Origin of the sequence: Streptomyces sp., assembly GCF_035645055.1 — a bacterium.
Lineage (GTDB): Bacteria > Actinomycetota > Actinomycetes > Streptomycetales > Streptomycetaceae > Streptomyces.
Genome location: NZ_DASQNH010000017.1, coordinates 156,846 through 175,697 on the forward strand (window position 1 = coordinate 156,846; position 18,852 = coordinate 175,697).

Here is an 18,852-nt window from a genome sequence, read left to right on the forward strand (position 1 = left end):
AGCAGCGGCGGTCCGGCCGGGCCGCCGAGTGGGTCCCGGTTGCCCGGGCGGGGTGACGAGACGTGCGTCGACCGGGAGGCACCGCCGCGTCCTACGCGCGCTTCGCGGTGGAGCGCCTGGTCCTGGCGGCCGCTGCGGTCTTCCGGCTCCGCGCGGGCCGCGCGGCCGGTTTGGCGGGCGCCGACTCCGGCTCCCCCGCGGCACCGGCCGCGGGAGCCCGGCCGGTCGGCCACGTCAGCTCGACCTCCAGCTGGACCTCGCCGCCCCCGACCTCGAGTTCCACCTCGCTGCTCAGTTCGTCGGGGATCCGCAGGCTCAGCACTCCGGAGCCCAGCTCCAGCTCGGCTTCCCCGCCCTCCCTGAGCGCCTGGGCGAGGGCCGCGAGCTGGTCGGCGGCTTCGGTGCGGGACAGCGAGCGCTTGTGCTCGAATCTCAGGTCCTTCACGGATTCCTCCGTACCGCAGAAGAATGGGAGGGGAACGGGGCGCACAGGAGGCCACCACCATTCTCACGCTGCCTCGGAGACGCGGCATCTCGCTCAGGCGGACGGCCGGGTCTTGATCTGCATGCCGGGTCGGCGGCGGTGGACGGTCACGTACGACAGGCCCTCACCGCCGGCGGCCAGACTCCGGACGGCGCCCCTCGGGATCCACACCAGGCTGCCCGTGGTGAGCGGCTGCGGCGGCTCGGTGCCGAGCGTGCCGCTGCCCGCGACCACCAGCACCAGCACGTCCAGTTCCGGCTCGACATGGGGCGTGATGCGGCCCTCGGGCGGGATGCGGATCAGATTGGCGTCGAGCTGCCGCCCCGGCTCGGCCAACCGCCACAGCGCCCCGCCCGCGGTGGCGGGGTCCGCCGACAGCGAGTCCACGTCGCACAGCACCCGCGGCCCCACGGCGCCGCCCCGTCCGCGATCGTCAGCACCAGCGCCTGCGTCACCCATGTCCTGCCACCGTCATGTCCCGCCACCGACACCCTTCTTCACCAGGAAGAATCCTAGGGCGACGATCCGTCACGCCGAATGGTGCTCCACGCTATGCCACCGGCCCGGGACGGTGTCGCGGCACGATGTCGAACTCCCGCTCGAGCGACCCGGTGTCCAGCCGCAGCCCCCAGGCGTTCCGGCGGCGCACCGCCGCCGGCGTCGGCTGGAGCGGAGAGGGGGGTACGGCGAGGACGGGGCAGCCGGCCCGGGCGAGACAGTAGCGGCTCACCGATGGCCACAGCGCGCGACGCAGCCGGCCACGCCCCCCGGCACCGACCACGAGGACGTCGTCCTCCCGGTCCGCGATCCGCACCAGCGTCGGCCCCGGCGTCCCCCGGACCAGCAGTGCTTGCCCGGGCAGTCCGAAGTGCGGGCTGCCGAACACGTCGGACAGCGCTGTGCGCAGTCGCTCCCGGGCCGGCCGCTCCCAGTCCTCCGCCAGCACGGCCGCGGCCGTCGTCCTGCGGGCGGACAGTTCCCCGCCAGGTGGTTCCCGGACCAGCACCGGCCACAGTTCGGCCCCGCGCCGCCGGGCCTCCGCGGCCGCTCGGGCCAGGGCGGTGAGACTTCCCAGCGAGCCGCTCACTCCCACTGCCACGCGGGCCCCCGAGGACGGCCGGGGCTCGAACAGGGCGCTCACCGCTCCGCGTACGCAACCGGCAGACCCCGGTCGGCGATCCCTCTCGACACCGCCTCCATCTCGCCTGTGCTCCGGAGCCTGCGGATACCCCGAGCCCGGGGTCTTGGCACCTGCCCGACGTCTTCAGTGTTCCGCGGGAGCGGCCCCGTCGCCGTGTTCGGCCGCCGTCGGCTCGGCCCGGCGCCTGCCGCGCCGTACCGCCGCCACCGTGCCGAGCAGCGCGCCGACCGCCAGGACGACCAGGCCGCGCAGCCACACCGGGCCCTCGATCTGGGTGGCGAGCAGCACGCATGAGGCCGCGCCCAGCACCGGCAGCACGGTCGGTGCCCGGAAGTGCTGTTCCGTGCCGGGATCGCGGCGCAGGACGAGCACGGCGATGTTGACCATGAAGAAGACCACGATCAGCAGCAGGACCAGCGTGGACGCCAGGACGGCGACGCTGCCGGTCAGGGCGAGGACCATGGCCGGCACGGTGGTGGCGGCGATGGCGGCCCAGGGCGTACGACGACCCGGCAGCACCTTGGCCAGGGGCGAGGGGAGCAGGCCGTCGCGGGCCATGCCGTAGGCGAGCCGGGAGGCCATGATGCCGGTGAGGAGGGCGCCGTTGGCGACGGCGATGAGCGCGATGGCGCTGAAGAGGAGCAGGGGCACTCCGCCCGCTTCCCTGACGACCTCCAGGAGCGGACCGCTGGAGGCGGCGAGCCGGTCCGTCGGCACGGCCGCCGAGGCAGCGATTCCCACCAGCACGTAGACGGCCCCGGCGGTGGCCAGGGCACCGAAGAGAGCGCGGGGGTAGGAGCGGCGCGGGTCGCGGGTCTCCTCGGCGACGTTCACGGACGTCTCGAACCCGACGAAGGAGTAGTACGCGAGGACGGAGCCGCTGAGGACGGCGGCGGCGGCCCCCTTGTCCGCGGTGCCGAGCCGGGTGAGCCGCGCGGGGTCGCCGTCGCCGCGCGCCAGCAGCCACGCGCCGAGGGCGACGATGATCAGCAGTCCGCCGACCTCGACGACGGTGGCGACGACGTTCGCGCGCATCGACTCCCGGATGCCGCGTGCGTTGAGGAGGGCCAGCAGGGCGAGGAACACGACGGCGACCAGGCCCACGGGCAGGGTCACGAAGGCCGACAGGTAGTCGCCGCCGAAGCCTCGGGCCAGGGCGGCGACGGAGACGATGCCGGCGGCGAGCATGCAGAAGCCCGCGAGGAAACCGGCGAACGGGCCGAACGCCCGCGTGGCATAGTGGGCGGCCCCGCCCGCCCGCTGGTACTTCGTGGCCAGCTCGGCGTAGGAGGCCGCGGTCAGCATGGCCAGCAGCAGGGCGACGACCAGCGGTACCCACACGGCGCCGCCCGCGTCGGCGGCGACCTGGCCGACCAGCACGTACACCCCGGCGCCCAGGACGTCCCCGAGGATGAAGAAGTACAGCAAGGGGGTGGTCAGGGCCTTCTTGAGCGCCGGGCCGCCCGAGGCGGCCGCCGGCTGCTGCTCTCTTACCGTCGACATGTCGACTCGTCTCCCCCGCGACGCGGGAGTCACGCGTGATTCCCGGACGCATGATTCCCGGACCCCGAAAGACAGCGGCAGCCGCTAGCGGTCCTCCGCCGAGCGGTCGGCCTCCTCCCGCGCCGCCTCGCCCTCCCCCGGTTTTTCGCCCTGGCGTTCCGCGGCCCGCAGCGGCGGCTTCTTCCCGGCCCGCGCCCGCTGCTTCTCCAGGTTCTCGCGCACTTCCTCCGGCTTGTCACCGATCTGGTCCACGGCCTGCCTCCCATCGCTCAGGTCGCGGCCCGCGCGCGGACACGCCGGGCCACCCTCAGGCCAGCCTGACACGCGGCCCGGCCGACGGCTCGCCGAGCGCGGCAGCGGGCCGCACGCCGTTCGGCCGCTCAGGTCACGTCGCAGGCACCGCCACGCGGGACCGGAAGAACGACAACCCCTGGTGAAGGGTCAGGCCGGAGGCGTTCCGTCCGTGGCGGCGGGCGCGCCGGTCAGGCTGCTGTGGACCAGGGTCAGGTCTTGATCGGTGTGCTCACCCAGCGGCACGGGCGAGCCGGGAAGCACCCGGAGCGGCATCGCTGGTCGCGTTCGCGTCCCGGTTCACCAAGCCGTTGAGCAGCGCGGCTCCGGTGGTCGAGTCGTCGACGGTGACCACGTAGTCGCGTCCGCCCGCCGTTCGGACCACGAGGGCAGCAGCAGTGCCGACCCGCCGGCCGGCAAGGGGCTGCTCGGCCGGCGACGGCCGCAGCTCATCCGCGGTCGCGGAGGTACGCCTCCAGCTCCGCGGCCCCGGTCAGCATCGCCCGCGCGCGGTCGGACAGCCGGCCGCGCCAGTCGCGCAGGGCGCCCTCCAGCGGCTCCAGCCCTCCGGCCGCGCGGACTTGGGCGATCAGCGGCGCGATCTGCTCCAGCAGATGGCCGCCCCGCCTGAGCTGGTGGGCCAGCCGGGCGTCGCGTACATCGGCCTCGTCGTAGACGCGGTATCCGGTGAGCGGGTCGCGGCGCGGGCGCACCAGCCCGGCGCGCTCCCACTTGCGCAGCGTCGCGGGCCGGATGCCGAGCTTCCCCGCCAGCGGCCCGATGAATGTCCCGCCGGACCCGGACCCGGGCCCCGCCCCGGACCCGGACACCGCGACCGGTTCGGGCCCCGCACCCCGCTTCGCCACCATGGTCGGCTCCAGGTCGCGCAGGGCGTTCTCGACGGCCTGAAGGGTCCGCCGGTCATCGAGGAGTTGGGCGTGGCTCTCGTCGATGAGGCGGAACGCCTCGTCGACCGCGTCCCGGTTCACGGCTTGCATGATCGCCGACGCCGTCTGGTGGCCGTGACCGGGCAGCAGGGCGAGGAACGCGCGCAGGGCGGCCGCGTGCAGCGGCGTATAGGTGCGGTAGCCGTGGGGTGTGCGAGCGGCGGCCGGGAGGATGCCGGCCGCCTCGTAGTTCCTGATCGCCTGCGTGGACAGACCGTGCGCACGCGCCAGATCGACCGGCCTGAGCCGCTCGCCGCTTTGAAGGTTGCGCTCCATGACGCCGACGATATCGCGGCAAAGTTTCAACCGAAGGTTCAACGATAGCGTTGAAGGCATGGCATCCGACATCAAGGACACCGCCCGTACCGTCGACGCTGCCGCCCTCATGCGGCTGCTGCCCGCCCGGCCTCGGCTGCTCGCTCTGGGCGAGCCCACCCACGGCGAGGACACGCTGCTCGAACTGCGCAACGAACTGTTCCGGCAGCTCGTCGGGCAGGAGGGGTACCGGACGATCGCGATCGAGAGCGACTGCTTGATGGGCCTGGTCGTGGACGACTACGTCACCGGGGGCACGGGCACCCTCGACGAGGCGGTGGAGCGCGGAATCAGCCACGGGTGGCACGCGCACCCGGCCAACCGCGACCTCGTGCGCTGGATGCGTGACCACAACGAAGGCCGCCCCGCGGCCGAACAGGTCCGCTTCGCCGGTTTCGACGGCCCGCTGGAGATCACCGCCGCCGCGAGCCCCCGGCAGGCCCTCACCGCACTCCACGGCTACCTCGCGGCCCGCGTGGACGCGGACCTGCTCCCCTGCACCACGGAAACGCTCGACCGCCTGCTCGGCTCCGACACCCGGTGGACCGACCCCGCCGCGATGCGGGACCCGGCCCGGTCCGTGGGGCAGTCGGCCGAGGCGAGGGAACTGCGGCTGCTCGCGGACGATCTGGTGGCGCTGCTCGACGAGCAGATGCCGCACCTGCTCGCGGCGGCCTCGCCGGACGACTGGGACCGGGCGCGGCTGTACGGGCGCACCGCGACCGGCCTGCTGCGCTACCACCACTGGATGGCCGACACCTCACCGGGCCGCATCGCCCGGCTGGTGGGCGTGCGCGACCAGATGATGGCCCGCAACCTCCTCGCCCTCGCCGCTCGCGGCCCGGCATTCGTCTACGCCCACAACTCCCACCTCCAGCGGGCGCAGAGCACGATGCGGATGGGCGGCAAGCCGGTGAGATGGTGGAGCGCCGGTGCGCTCGCGCATGCCGAACTCGGCGAGGAGTACGCCTTCGTGGCCATGGCCCTCGGCACGATCCGGCACCGGGGAGTGGACACACCGCCGCCGGACACCCTCGAAGGACTCCTGTACGCCCTTCCGGAGGACCGCTGCCTCATCGACGCCCCGCGGCTGGCCACCGCCTTCGGGGACACCCCGCCCGCGCCCCGCGTATCCCCTTGGTTCGGCTACGCCCCGCTCGACCCGGCCCGCCTGGCGGACAGCGACGGCATCGTGTTCGTCAAGGACGTGCCGCAGCGCTAGCGCTGGGCGAGCGTACGGCGGCTGCGGGCGCACGTCTGGTCCCGGTTCCGGGCCGTGCTGGAAACCGCCCACCACGTGATGACCTCCGATTTCCTGCGGCGTCGCTCTCACGTCGAGCAGACGGTGCCGTTGAGGCGGAAGGCCGTCGGGTCCGGGTTGGGTCCGTCGTTGGCGCCGACGAATCCGAACGAGGCCGTCGACGCGCCGTCCGGGGCCAGCGGACCCGCGCCCTCGGGGGCGGTCACCCGTACGTGCCGGCCGGTCTGGTGGAACGTGGCGTTCCAGCCGGAGGACACCGACTGACGGCCGGTCGGCCAGTCCCAGTCCACGGTCCAGCCGGTGATCGGGGTGTCCGAGAGGTTGCGGACGGTGATCGTGGCCACGAAGCCGTTGCCCCAGCTCGTGTCCCGGTGGTACGTCACCGCGCAGGCGGCGTCCGAGGGGGTGCCGGTGGTGAAGGTCAGCGGAGTGGACGGGGCGGAGAGCCGTCCGGAGGCGTCGGCGGCCAGCACGTTGACCGTGTGAGTGCTGCCCGGGGGCAGGTTCCGCAGGATCACGGACGTGCCGGTGGTCTCTCCGACCAGGTGGGTGTGGGCGCCGTCGCGCTCCTGGACCAGGTAGCGGGCGGCGCCCTGTGCGCCTTCCCAGGACAGGCGCGCGGTGGTGTCGGTCACCGCCTCCAGCTTCGGGGGGCCCGGGGTTCCGGCGGCCGAGGCTCCGGGCCCGGTGCCGGGTTGGGGGGTGAGGGTGACGGTGAGCATCGCGTACGGCGGCACGGTGACCCGGGAGGCGGACGCCGCCCCGCCGGTGACTTCGGTGATGTCGTTGTCGCCGCGCGCGTAGCGGCTCACCTCGGGTGCGGCGGTGGAGGGGACGAAGCCCGCGTACTCGAGGTCCACGGTCCGCGCGGCGTCCGGGTTCTTGTTGATGAGCAGGACGCTCAGACGCCCGTCGCGACGGTGCACGGCGTGTGCCGAGACGTCCTGCGTGGCGGACGCGGCGGCGACCATGGTGTCGCCGGCGGTGCCGAGTTCGCTGGTCATCTTCATGCCGTAGTAGGGGTGGAACGGCGTGTTCGGCGCCGGTTCGCAGATGTCGCCGGTGCAGGCGCCGCTGGACAGCATCCCCATGTCGCCGTAGTCGGTCTCACCGTCGACCGTGGTGATCTGCCCCGCGCCGTTGTGGGTGTTCCACCAGTCGACGTTGAACACGCCGTTCTCCAGTGCCGTCATGAACGCGTCGGCGGCGAACAGGCCGTTGGGGCGGGCGGTGAGCCGGGCTCCGCCGGTGTTGGTGTTGATCTCGGTGAGGGCGATGCCGATGCGTGGTGAGCCGGCGCCCGCGTACCGGTCGATCTGGTTGCGCACCTCCCGCAGTTCGCCGGGCAGCCTGGCCAGCCGGGTCATGGCGTCCTGGGCGGTGGTGTCGGAGCCGCCCGCGTACCAGTGAACGCTCACGAAGTCGACGACATCGGTGACTTGGGAGAGTACGGTGTGGTTCCAGTCGCCCGGATCGCCTTCGCCGACGACGCCGTCCGGCCAGTGGCCCGGAGTGGTGAGGACCGCGCCGATCTTGATGGTCGGGTCGACGGCCTTCATGGCCGTGGCGTAGGCGCGGACCTGGCGGGCGTACTCCCGCGGGCTCTTGTCCTCGTGCTCGTCGTGCTCCCAGCCGCTGCCGTAGTGGCCGTTGCCGTAGATCTCGTTGCCTATCTCCCAGTACTTGGCGTCGTAGTCCTTGGTGACGTTGGCGTAGCGGACCCAGCCGGCGGCCTCCTCGGGCGTGCCGGAACCGTAGTTGGCGATCAGGATCGGCTGCGCCCCGGTGGCGCGGACGGTGCCCATGAAGGCGTCGAAGCCGGTGCCCGGGGCGACGTACCCGCCGGGTGCCGTGTGTGTCTCCCAGTGGTACATGTCCGCGTACGAGCCGCCGGGATAGCGCATCGCCCCGACGTCGGCCGCCTTCATCAGCGCGGCGACCTCGGGGTCGTTCATGTGCGAGTCCCAGATGGCAGCGTTGACGCCCCGGGCCACGTCGGAGAGCCGGCCCAGCGCCGCCTGCGTGTTGACCCGGACGGTGGCGTCCGCGGCCGGGGCCGCCTGTGCCGCGGCCGACGCGGGACCGGCGGCGCCCGGCGGGGACAGCAGGGCGAGCGCGGCGGCCAGCACGGCCGCGGTGCGCGCGAGGGGGCGAAGGCCGGTACCGGCCGGCCGGCCGGTCCTGTGCAGGGCTGGCATGCGGGTCCTCCCTGGGAGTTCCGGTGCCACGGCTGACGGCGGGAGCCGGACCGTGCCGCCGTATGTGGCGGGGCGACGGCGCGGCGCCGGGACCCTCCACGCCGGTGGCACGGAAACGGTGCGGGGTGCGGTGCGCTCGGGGCGGGGCGGGGGCGCGCTCAGGGCGGTGCGTGAATGCGGCGTGCGGGGCGAGCGGTGGGGGCGGGGCGTGGACGCGCCGCGGTCGTGCACGTGCGGGCGACGGCCGGCCCCGCCGGTGGGAGCGCTCCCATGATGGGGATGGCGCGACGTCCTGTCAACGCACCGGACGCACCCGGACATCGGCCCGGGGAAACGAGCGCCGCGACGCCGTCGGCACCCGCTTCCCTCAGCGACCCACGCCGACGTCCGCAAGACGCTCGCTCCACCGCTGCTTCACGGCCTCCCGCAACGCGACTCAGTCACCGCCGCCGCCACCGCCGTCACCACCGCCACCGCCTCCACCGTCTCCCCCGCCGGAGTCCCCGCCGTCGCCACCGTCCGCGCCCCAGCCGTCGGCGCCGCCGGGCTCGTTGTCGTCCCGCCCCCTCCCGAGGTTGCTGAACCAGGGGCGGTCCCACCGTTCGCCGGAGGCGATCGGCTCCCCCACGCCGGCCCTGCGCCGCTCGGCCCGGAACCGAGCCTCTCCTGTGGTGTCCCCGATTCCGAAGGCCACCGCGAAGGCCTGGGCCATGACGGCGTCCAGCGGGTCGGGGCTCTCGTAACGCACCGGGGTCAGCGGCACCAGGACACTGCCGGGCTCGGGCTCCGGGCGCCCCCGGGGGCGCGTCAGGAGCGCGACTCGCCGTTCGTCGCGCAGCAGCCATGAGCTCGTCGCGCTCTCCCGCCGCAACTCCCAGGTCTGTCCGGGCAGTCGGACCGTCACACGCCGCTTGGACTTGCGCCGCTTCATCCCGAAGCGCAGCTCCGCCGCGACGTCGCCGACCGTCACACGCAGCCCGCGGGACGGATCGTCCCCACCGCGATGGAAGCCGTACGGCGCCCGTATCCGTACGACGGGAGCGTCCGGGCCCCACACGTCCACCCGCACCAGGTTCCGGTCGACGGCGACGGCGATGGGCCCCGCGGGCCCCGGCGCGAACCGGCGCGCGATCCACAGCGGTACGCCTTCGGCCCGGGCCCGGACCGCCAGGGCGGTCACCTGCTCGGGACCGCCGCAGTGCCGTACCGCCAACTCCCCCAGCGCGCGGGCGAACTCCGCGGCCCGTCGCACCTTCATCGGCTTGGTCGTGCCGGTGAGCCGGGTCACCGGCACGAGCCCGGGCCCGGCCGCCAGTCGCTCCAGCGGACGCTCCGTCCCGCCGCCTCCGAGCCAGTGGCCGCGCTGGAAGGCCTCGGCCATGGCAGCGAGGTTCAGCTCGTGCAACGGCGTGGTCCTGCCGCCTCTGCGCAGCCCGTACCCCGTCAGCTCAACGGTTCGCGCCAGCGGGTTCCACGACCGCTCGCCATAGAGCACCTGGCTCACAACAACCCCCTGCGTGCGCGTTCGACAAGCCGATTCGCACTCAGAGAGTGGGAGGGGCGCTTCGGCGGTTCCCGGGGGCCGGTGGAGAACTCGTCGTCTTGTCCGCGCCGTAGCGGCTACTGATCGGCGCCACCGAGAGCCCGGTACAGGGCGACCAGAGCAGCGCACACCCCTACGGTGCCACCGAATGTGGTTCCAGCATGCTGGAATACCTCGGGCCAGCCGGCTCCTGCGGACCGCGTGCCCCATGCGGCGGCCAGGGCGACCAGGGCGGACGAAACCACCACCAAACTGGTCACCAACAAGCGGACCACCCTCCTGTTACCCATCTTCACCCCTCTACCGCTCGGTTACTCGCTCCTTTGAGGGCCTTTCATCCGATGAGTCAACGACTGGAATTCAGACAGAATATCCAATTGCAAGCTAAAAGCCTCGATTAGCCACATATAGTCCCGAGCTTTTTGTGTGCCGACCGGCGTGCTCTGCGCGCCTCCAGCGCGCCGACCGGCCCCGGGAAGCCATCGCCGGGACAGCCGGAAGTTGCCGTACGGGCCTGGTGTGACGAAGGCGGGAGCGGATACCGTCGCGGACAGCGCATCGTGAGGGATTCGTCGACTCGGCCCGCTCGGCCCGTTGGGCCCGTAGGAATCGGGCGGTTCGGCTCGGCCGGTGCCTGCCCCGCGCTCCCCCGCCCGTGGTCGCTCGTGACCGGTGAGGCCGGCGGAGTCGCGGCCCGATCGCGCTGTGATCCAAGGAAGCGCAACCGCCGTGCAAGCGCCCTCGCTCCTGGAGCCGACATGTTACGACACCACTGGACCTGCCCCCTTGTGCTCGTCTTCCTGCTGACCCTGCTCGCCCCACTGCCTGCCGCCGCGTCCCGCGCGGCGGCGGCGGACACCACGTCGACGGTGCCCCTGCCGTCGCTCAGCGCGACCACCACTCAGGTCGCCTACGGGCTGAGGCGGCCCACCGCGCTCGCCGCCCCCGACGACGGCACCGGTCGCCTGTTCATCACGGAGAAGCCCGGCACCGTCCGCGTCTACCACCCGGACACCGGTCTCGCCCGGACGCCGCTGATCGACATCACCTCGGCCATCGACGAATCGGGCAATGAGCGCGGCCTGCTCGGCATCGCCCTGCCGCCCGACTTCGCCGAGAGCCAGGACGTCTACCTGGCCTACACCGCGCTGCCCGACGGCGCGGTCACACTCGCCCGCTACCGGCTCGACGCGTCGCGGCTGGAGGTCCTGCTCTCGCAGGAGCACGCCGAGTACAGCAACCACAACGGCGGTCAGCTCGCCTTCGGCCCCGACGGCAATCTGTACTGGAGCATCGGCGACGGCGGCGGTTCCGCGGACCCGCTGCGCGCCGGGCAGCGCCTGGACACCCTGCTGGGCAAGATCCTCCGCATCGACGTCAGCCGCACCTGCGGCACGCTCGCGTACTGCGTCCCCGCGGACAACCCCTTCGTCGGCACCGCCGGCGCGCGCCCGGAGATCTGGCTGTACGGGCTGCGCAACCCGTGGCGGTTCTCCTTCGACAGCGCCGACGGCTCGATGTGGATCGGCGACGTCGGCCAGGGCCGCTGGGAGGAGGTCGACCGTCTCGCGCCCGGGAGGGGCGGCGCGAACCTGGGCTGGTCCTGCTATGAGGGCCTGGAGAAGTTCGAGGGCGGCACCTGCCCGCCCGGCGAGAACTACACGAAGCCGGTCTTCACCTACTCCCCCTACACCGGCGGCTGTTCGGTCATCGGCGGTCACGTCTACCGGGGCTCGCAGTACGCCGGCCTGGTGGGCGGCACCTACATCGCCACCGACTACTGCTCGTCCACGGTCTGGGCGCTCCGGCCGGACGGCAGGGGCGGCTACGAACAGGCCGAGATCGGGGAGATGCCCACACAGGTGACGTCGATCGGCACCACGGCCGAAGGCGAGTTCTACGTGGTGAACGACCTGCCCGGCGGACTGCACCGGGTGTCGTTCGAACGGGAGGAGCCCACCTGCCGCGTCGACCGCACCGTGCGATCCTGGGGCACCGGTACGACGGTCGACCTCACCGTCACCAACACCGGCGGCACCCCGGTGAACGGCTGGACCCTCGAATTCCCGCTGGCCCTCGGGCAGACGGTCGTCTCCGACTGGAACACGGACCTCACCCAGGGGAGCAACACCGTCACGGCGGGCAACGCCCCGTACAACGCCACGATCTCGCCCGGCGCGAGCGTCACCCTCGGATACGTCGCCCACCACACCGGTGACGCCTCGGCGCCTGCGCGGTTCATGCTGAACGGCGATGCCTGCGCCGTCGGCCGCTGAGCCTCACCGAGACGGAGAGCGCGCCCCCGGCTCATGGGAGCGCTCCCGCACGCCCTGTCGGCAGGGGCGGGCCGTCCGTACGGTTCCGCCCTTGTCCGGGTCTCAGTCGTGACGTGCGAGCCTGGCCGCCGAGACGAGGAGGATCACGGCCAGGGCGGCAATGAGGACCGGCTCCGGGAGCGCCCCCAGCAGCAGGCCGCCGAGCGCCGCACCGGCGATCGAGCCTCCGGCCATCACCAGCACGAAACGGAGGTGGGCGCCGAGGACCGCGAAGCCGCCGTCCCGGCTGTAGCGGCGAAGGCGACCAGCATGGTCGGCGACGAGACCAGCAGCGACAGGCTGCCCGCCGTCCGTCCACGGCGAACAGCATGACGATCGTCGTGACAGAACTCGGTCGCCCGCCTGGACGCCGCTCAGCCGGTGTCGCCGAACTGGGCCAGGACCAGCGGCAGCGCCTTGCGCACCGATCCGTTGTGATCGACGTCTCCGACGTCGGTGAGCCGCCGCACGGCGCGGTGGTCCGCCAACTGCCGCTCACAGTGCAGGGCGTTCGAGTACCTCACGTCGGCGTCGCCGGACGCGTGGTAGAGGTGCACCGGCACCTCCGGCCGCCAGTCGCAGGTCGTGTCCAGCACGTGCAGCCGCTGCCGCAGCTCACCGGACGGGTTCCGCATCCTCTCCAGGAACGCTTCGGTGAACAGCTCCCGCGAGGTGCGCGGCAGCGCCGCGGCGATCTGCCCCGGGGTGTGGTGCCCGTCGAACAGGCCCTCCACCACCTGGTCGTACGGGGCCCGGAACGCCTCACCCGGCTCGTCGTACAGCCCGTACATCTTCTGCCACGCCGTGGTGAAGTAGGCCAGATAGAGCGGGGCGTTGGCCACCTCGTCCGCCGCCGCGCCCGCTTCGAAACCGCTCAGGTCGAACGGCCCGGCGATCGGGGCCAGCGCACCGACCCGGAAGTACGGGTCCATGCCCCGCTGGAGTGCCCTGCCGAGCATCATCGTGGCGGGCCCGCCCTGGGAGAAGCCACTGACCTGCACACGCCGGTCGAGGACACGGCCGTGCCGCTGGGCGATCGTCCGGGCGGCGCGCAGCGCGTCGACCGAGGCGGACACGGTGGCCCCCGGGTGACCGTACGGGTGGTAACCGGGGCCCTCACCGAGGCCGAGGTAGTCCGGCGCCGACACCGTCCGCCCGGAACCGGCGAACATCAGGGCGGCGGCGCGGTCGGTCGACGACGCCTTCACGGACGCCACATCGCCGCGGAAGACGCTGGTGCCGTGCAGCCAGGAGACGACGCGCAGCCGTTCGCTGCCCGTTCCCTCGTGGTGAGCGTCCTTCGGGACGGCGACGAGCTGACTGGCCGTGGTGGGCCTGCCCTCAGGATCGATGGTGCGGTAGACGACCCGGTAGGCCAGCACCCCGTGGGTGGCGGCCGCGGCAGCGGTGATCCCGGCCGCGGTCAGCCGTGCGTCGACCTCACCGGCCGACAAGTCCTCCACTTCCGTGACGGACACGACCGTGCCGCGCCATGCCCGCTCCGCGGCCGGTCCGCGCTCCCCGGCAACGGCCGGCCGTAAGGCACCGGCCGTCGTGCCGGCCCGTGCCGGCCCCGCCGCCATCAGAAGGGTGGCGGCGCATCCCAGAGCGACCGCCCCCGGCAGAACTCTCGTACGCAATCGATTGATCATGGATCCAGCCTGGCCGCCGGGCACCTGTCCCCGCACTGGAGGAGGCACCCCGACTCACCGGGGGTTCGCCCTACCGTGCACGTCACTGACCGGTGACCCCGCACCAACTGATCGGCGAGAGGGCCCGCTCCGACTGGATCCCCCTGCCGTCGTCGGCTTCCGTACCCTGGCGGCATGCGCATGCGCCCCACTCTGAGCTGGACCCCCACCGAGGACCTGCCGCCGGGCACCACGGACCTGGAGCCCGTCGCCGACGTGCTGAGCACCGGCGGTGTGCTGGTGCTCAGCGGGGCGGGCATCTCCACGGAGTCGGGCATCCCCGACTACCGGGGCGAGGGCGGGAGCCTGAGCCGGCACACCCCGATGACGTACCAGGACTTCACCGCCGGCACCGCGGCACGGCGCCGCTACTGGGCGCGCAGCCACCTCGGCTGGCGCACCTTCGGCCGCGCCCGCCCCAATGCCGGGCACCGCGCCGTGGCAGCGTTCGGGCGGCACGGCCTGCTCTCGGGTGTGATCACCCAGAACGTCGACGGCCTGCACCAGGCAGCCGGCAGCGAGGGCGTCGTGGAACTCCACGGAAATCTGGCCCGGGTCGTCTGCCTGTCCTGCGGCGACGTGAGCCCCCGCCACGAACTGGCCAGGCGGCTGGAGGCCGCCAACCCGGGCTTCGCGCCGGTGGCCGCGGGGATCAACCCGGACGGTGACGCCGACCTCACGGACGAGCAGGTCGGGGACTTCCGGGTGGTGCCCTGCGCGGTCTGCGGCGGCATCCTCAAGCCGGACGTGGTGTTCTTCGGCGAAGCCGTTCCGCCGCGACGGGTCGAGCACTGCCGCGAGCTGGTCCGGGAGGCGACCTCGCTGCTGGTCCTCGGCTCCTCGCTGACGGTGATGTCCGGGCTCCGGTTCGTCCGCCAGGCGGCCCACGCCGGGAGGCCGGTGCTGATCGTCAACCGGGACCCGACCCGCGGCGACCGGCACGCCCTCACCCGGGTGGCGCTCCCCCTGGGACCGGCCCTCACGACCGTGGCCGGCCGACTGGGCATCCTGCTGGACAGCGAGGCGGATACCGCTTGAGCCAGTACCGGCTCGGCTCGTACGCCGCGCTCGCACTGCCCGGCATGCTGGGGGGATCGACGCGGCGGCCTACGCACCACCGGGTGACCGGTCGGGCGGTGGCCTACGCCCCACCGGGTGACCGGTCGCGCGGCGTACACCTGTCGAACGCGGCATCGTTCAGCGGTTCACACCGTGCGGGCCGGTTCGTCACCGCGTAGAGGCACAGTCGAGTCGCTCTCCGGCCCGCTCCCGGTCGCCCTCAGACGGCGTCCGACTTGTCGTCGTCGACGATCTCGGCGTCCACCACGTCGTCGTCGGACCCACCGGCCGTGCCGTCCGCCGACGCCCCGGCCGCGCCCGCCGGCTGCTCGGCCCGGGACTTCTCGTAGAGGGCCGTGCCGATCTTCTGCGCGGCCTGCGCGGTACGGTCGATCGCCTGCCGGATCGCCGGCGCGTCCTCTCCCTTCAGTTGCTCCTTCAGGTCGGCCAGCGCCGTCTCCGTCTCACTCCTGGCGTCGGCCGGGATCCGGTCGGCGTTGTCCTTGATCAGCTTCTCGGTCGAGTAGACGAGCTGCTCGCCCTGGTTGCGGGTCTCCGCCGCCTCGCGCCGCCGGCGGTCCTCCTCGGCGTGCTGCTCGGCCTCGCGGACCATGCGGTCGATGTCGTCCTTGGGCAGCGCGGAGCCGCCGGTCACCGTCATCTTCTGTTCCTTGCCGGTCCCCAGGTCCTTGGCGGAGACGTGCATGATGCCGTTGGCGTCGATGTCGAAGGCGACCTCGATCTGCGGCACCCCGCGCGGCGCCGGGGCGATGCCGGTCAGCTCGAACATGCCGAGCTTCTTGTTGTACGCCGCGATCTCCCGTTCGCCCTGGTAGACCTGCACCGTCACCGAGGGCTGGTTGTCCTCGGCGGTGGTGAAGATCTCCGAACGCCGGGTGGGGATCGTGGTGTTGCGCTCGATCAGCTTGGTCATGATGCCGCCCTTGGTCTCGATGCCGAGGGACAGCGGGGTGACGTCGAGGAGCAGGACGTCCTTGACCTCGCCCCTGAGCACGCCCGCCTGCAGGCTTGCGCCGACGGCGACGACCTCGTCCGGGTTGACGCCCTTGTTGGGCTCCTTGCCGCCGGTGAGCTCGCGGACCAGGTCGGAGACCGCCGGCATGCGGGTCGAGCCGCCGACGAGCACGACGTGGTCGATGTCGCGCACCGAGATGTTCGCGTCCTTGATCACCTGGTTGAACGGGGCGCGGGTACGGTCGAGCAGGTCGGAGGTGAGCCGCTGAAACTCCGAGCGGGTCAGCTTCTCCTCCAGGTGGAGGGGTCCGGACTCGCCGAGGGTGATGTAGGGCAGGTTGACGTTGGTCGACTGCGCGCCCGACAGCTCGATCTTGGCCTTCTCGGCGGCCTCGCGGAGCCGCTGCATGGCCAGCTTGTCCTTGGACAGGTCGATGCCGCTCTGGGCGTTGAAGGTCTGCACCAGGTGCTTGACGACCCGCTCGTCCCAGTCGTCACCACCGAGGTGGTTGTCACCGGCGGTGGCCTTCACCTCGATGACGCCCTCGCCGATCTCCAGCAGGGAGACGTCGAAGGTGCCACCACCGAGGTCGAAGACGAGGATCGTCTGCTCGGTCTCGCCCTTGTCCAGGCCGTAGGCCAGCGCGGCCGCGGTCGGCTCGTTGACGATGCGCAGGACGTTGAGGCCCGCAACCTCGCCGGCCTCCTTGGTGGCCTGGCGCTGCGCGTCCTCGAAGTAGGCCGGGACGGTGATGACCGCGTCGGTCACCGGCTCGCCCAGGTAGGTCTCGGCGTCCCGCTTGAGCTTCTGCAGGATGCGCGCGCTGATCTCCTGCGGGGTGTACTTCTTGCCGTCGATCTCCGGCGACTTCCAGTCGGTGCCCATGTGCCGCTTGACGCTGCGGATGGTGCGGTCGACGTTGGTGACCGCCTGGTTCTTGGCCGACTGGCCGACGAGGACCTCCCCGTTCTTGGCGAAGGCGACGACCGAGGGGGAGGTGCGCGAGCCCTCGGAGTTGGCGATGACCGTCGGCTCGCCGCCCTCGAGGACGGTGACGACGGAGTTGGTGGTGCCGAGGTCGATACCGACCGCTCGAGCCATGGAGCTGGCCTCTCTTCCGTGTGTTCTGCGGGTGGTACTGGTCCGGGTGGGGAGTCGGTGGGCGCCTTGCGCGGGGTCCACTCAACTTTCCTGCCCACCCTAACGGCACCCCGCGCGACGGTGTTCCCGGGTGTCGCGGAGTTCTGTCGTGACCGCCGTCCTCGCGTCCGTCGGGTCGGGACGCGCCGTGTGGTGGCCGTCCACGCGGTACGCGGTGTGGGCGGCCACCACACGGCGCGCACGGGCCGACGGCCTTGGACCACAGCCCGCGGGTCGGGCGGGGCGGCAAGGGGGTTACCGGCGAGTAGCCTGTGCGGCCGACAGCTATCGTCCGACGCGCGCGGGCGCAGGAGCCCGGGCACGGTCCGTCGGACGGCGGCGAGTCCACCCGCCGTCGTGGCGGGCGGGGGATCGACCGACGCCTCGCAGGCGTCCGGGGAGGAAAGCATGACGGGCCCGCTGCAGGTCGTCCTCGGGACGATCAGCGTCCTCTTCTTGATCGTGGCCTCGGTGATGGCCTACCGCGCGGTCCGCGCCATGGTCCGCATCATCCGCACCGGCCAGCCGGACGGCACCCGCACCGGCCCGGTCGGTCCGCGGCTGAAGACCCTGGTCGTGGAGTCGCTCGGGCACACCCGGATGCTCAAGTGGTCGTCGATCGGCGTCGCCCACTGGTTCGTCTTCCTGGGCTTCTACGGCCTGTTCCTCACCCTGGTCGAGGCCTTCGGTGAGGTCTGGGACCCGGCCTTCCACCTGCCGCTGATCGGCGAGTGGGGCCTGTGGAACCTCTTCGCCGACGTCATCGGCGCCGGCACCATCCTCGGGATCCTGTACCTGATCTACCGCCGCCAGAGGGACCACCCGCGCCGCCAGGGCCGCACCAGCCGCTTCGCCGGCTCCAACGAGGGCCGCGGCTACTTCGTCGAGGCCGTCGTCCTGACCGTCGGCGTCTGCATCCTGCTGATCCGCGCGCTGAAGATCTCCTCCGGCCTCACCGACGCCCCGGCCTGGTCCCACCCGGTCTCCGGCCTGGTCGCCACCGTGCTGCCCGACAGCCCCGACCTGCTCAGCGTCGTCGCGTTCGTCAAGATCGTCGTCTCGCTGGCCTGGCTGGTCGTGATCAGCCGGATCCTCAACATGGGCGTGGCCTGGCACCGGTTCAGCGCCTTCCCCAACATCTACTTCAAGCGGGAGGACGACGGCAGCGTCGCGCTGGGCCCGCTGCAGCCGATGACCTCCGGTGGCGAGCCGATCGACTTCGAGGACCCCGACGAGGACGCGACCTTCGGCCGCGGCAAGGTCGAGGACTTCACCTGGAAGGGGATGCTGGACTTCACCACCTGCACCGAGTGCGGGCGGTGCCAGAGCCAGTGCCCGGCGTGGAACACGGGCAAGCCGCTGTCTCCCAAGATGGTGGTGATGGACCTGCGGGACCACCTGTACGCCAAGGCCCCGTACCTGCTCGGCGAGAAGACGGCGAGCGAGACCGCGCCGGACTACGACGTCCTCAAGCCGAGTGACGAGCAGGTCTGGGCGTCGGGCTACGCCCGCATCGAGGGCACCAACGACGCGCAGGCCAACCGCCCGCTGGTCGGCACCCTCGAGGAGGGCGGGGTCATCGACCCCGACGTGCTGTGGAGCTGCACCAGCTGCGGCGCGTGCGTCGAGCAGTGCCCGGTCGACATCGAGCACGTCGACCACATCATGGACATGCGCCGCTACCAGGTGCTCATCGAGTCCAGCTTCCCCTCCGAGGCCGGCGTCATGCTGCGCAACCTGGAGAACCGCGGCAACCCGTGGGGCGTCAGCCCCAGCACCCGCGAGGACTGGATCAAGGAGCTGGACTTCGAGGTCCGGCAGGCCGACGGCCCGCTGCCCCACGACGTCGAGTACCTGTTCTGGGTCGGCTGCGCCGGCGCCATCGACGACCGCGCCAAGAAGGTCACCAAGGCCGTCGCGGAGCTGCTGCACACCGCCGGCGTGGAGTTCGCCGTGCTCGGCTCGGGCGAGACGTGCTCGGGCGACCC

General features: G+C 72.4%; 16 protein-coding genes. 4 read left to right on the top strand and 12 right to left on the bottom strand.

Annotation, left to right across the window (positions count from 1 at the left end):
- Nucleotides 1-91 precede the first annotated feature (91 nt).
- The 7 genes from VE614_RS05445 to VE614_RS05475 form a co-directional block, all read right to left on the bottom strand.
- Nucleotides 92-445: an amphi-Trp domain-containing protein gene (locus tag VE614_RS05445; RefSeq protein ID WP_324932850.1), complete on the bottom strand. Its 354-nt coding sequence runs from the start codon at nt 443-445 to the stop codon at nt 92-94.
- Between the two features lie 93 nt (nt 446-538).
- On the bottom strand, nt 539-943 hold the full coding sequence (locus VE614_RS05450) for a hypothetical protein (protein WP_324932853.1): 405 nt from the start codon (nt 941-943) through the stop codon (nt 539-541).
- Between the two features lie 91 nt (nt 944-1,034).
- The gene (locus tag VE614_RS05455) at nt 1,035-1,583 is read right to left on the bottom strand and encodes a universal stress protein (protein WP_324932857.1); all 549 of its coding nucleotides are present in this window, start codon (nt 1,581-1,583) and stop codon (nt 1,035-1,037) included.
- Between the two features lie 165 nt (nt 1,584-1,748).
- Nucleotides 1,749-3,128: an APC family permease gene (locus VE614_RS05460; RefSeq protein WP_324932861.1), complete on the bottom strand. Its 1,380-nt coding sequence runs from the start codon at nt 3,126-3,128 to the stop codon at nt 1,749-1,751.
- Nucleotides 3,129-3,212: 84 nt separating this feature from the next.
- The gene (locus tag VE614_RS05465) at nt 3,213-3,380 is read right to left on the bottom strand and encodes a hypothetical protein (RefSeq protein WP_324932864.1); all 168 of its coding nucleotides are present in this window, start codon (nt 3,378-3,380) and stop codon (nt 3,213-3,215) included.
- Between the two features lie 271 nt (nt 3,381-3,651).
- A complete protein-coding gene (locus VE614_RS05470) occupies nt 3,652-3,804 on the bottom strand; it encodes a hypothetical protein (RefSeq protein WP_324932867.1) in 153 nt (50 codons plus the stop codon).
- A gap of 64 nt (nt 3,805-3,868) precedes the next feature.
- On the bottom strand, nt 3,869-4,642 hold the full coding sequence (locus VE614_RS05475; protein ID WP_324932870.1) for a TioE family transcriptional regulator: 774 nt from the start codon (nt 4,640-4,642) through the stop codon (nt 3,869-3,871).
- A 58-nt stretch (nt 4,643-4,700) separates the two neighbouring features.
- Here VE614_RS05475 and VE614_RS05480 point away from each other — a divergent pair, with 58 nt between their 5' ends.
- Nucleotides 4,701-5,903, top strand: a complete 1,203-nt coding sequence (locus VE614_RS05480; RefSeq protein ID WP_324932873.1) for an erythromycin esterase family protein — start codon at nt 4,701-4,703, stop codon at nt 5,901-5,903.
- A 107-nt stretch (nt 5,904-6,010) separates the two neighbouring features.
- Here VE614_RS05480 and VE614_RS05485 read toward each other — a convergent pair whose 3' ends face one another.
- Both VE614_RS05485 and VE614_RS05490 read right to left on the bottom strand, forming a co-directional pair.
- Complete coding sequence (locus VE614_RS05485) at nt 6,011-8,140, bottom strand: cellulose binding domain-containing protein (protein ID WP_324932876.1); 2,130 nt, start codon at nt 8,138-8,140, stop codon at nt 6,011-6,013.
- 436 nt (nt 8,141-8,576) lie between these two features.
- Entirely contained in the window at nt 8,577-9,644 is a 1,068-nt protein-coding gene (locus VE614_RS05490; protein ID WP_324932880.1) for a hypothetical protein, read from the bottom strand.
- A 797-nt stretch (nt 9,645-10,441) separates the two neighbouring features.
- Here VE614_RS05490 and VE614_RS05495 point away from each other — a divergent pair.
- Nucleotides 10,442-11,959: a PQQ-dependent sugar dehydrogenase gene (locus VE614_RS05495; protein ID WP_324932882.1), complete on the top strand. Its 1,518-nt coding sequence runs from the start codon at nt 10,442-10,444 to the stop codon at nt 11,957-11,959.
- 102 nt (nt 11,960-12,061) lie between these two features.
- On the opposite strand, the gene VE614_RS05500 is transcribed toward VE614_RS05495, so the two are convergent.
- Nucleotides 12,062-12,193, bottom strand: coding sequence for a hypothetical protein (locus VE614_RS05500; RefSeq protein WP_324932885.1), 132 nt, complete (start codon nt 12,191-12,193; stop codon nt 12,062-12,064).
- 179 nt (nt 12,194-12,372) lie between these two features.
- Nucleotides 12,373-13,476, bottom strand: coding sequence for a hypothetical protein (locus VE614_RS05505; RefSeq protein WP_324932888.1), 1,104 nt, complete (start codon nt 13,474-13,476; stop codon nt 12,373-12,375).
- Between the two features lie 348 nt (nt 13,477-13,824).
- Here VE614_RS05505 and VE614_RS05510 point away from each other — a divergent pair, with 348 nt between their 5' ends.
- Nucleotides 13,825-14,727, top strand: coding sequence for an NAD-dependent protein deacetylase (locus VE614_RS05510; protein WP_324932891.1), 903 nt, complete (start codon nt 13,825-13,827; stop codon nt 14,725-14,727).
- A gap of 241 nt (nt 14,728-14,968) precedes the next feature.
- Here VE614_RS05510 and dnaK read toward each other — a convergent pair whose 3' ends face one another.
- Nucleotides 14,969-16,825, bottom strand: a complete 1,857-nt coding sequence (dnaK, locus tag VE614_RS05515; RefSeq protein ID WP_324932894.1) for a molecular chaperone DnaK — start codon at nt 16,823-16,825, stop codon at nt 14,969-14,971.
- 447 nt (nt 16,826-17,272) lie between these two features.
- Here dnaK and VE614_RS05520 point away from each other — a divergent pair.
- On the top strand, nt 17,273-18,852 hold a 1,580-nt coding region (locus tag VE614_RS05520; protein WP_324932897.1), incomplete at its 3' end, for a (Fe-S)-binding protein.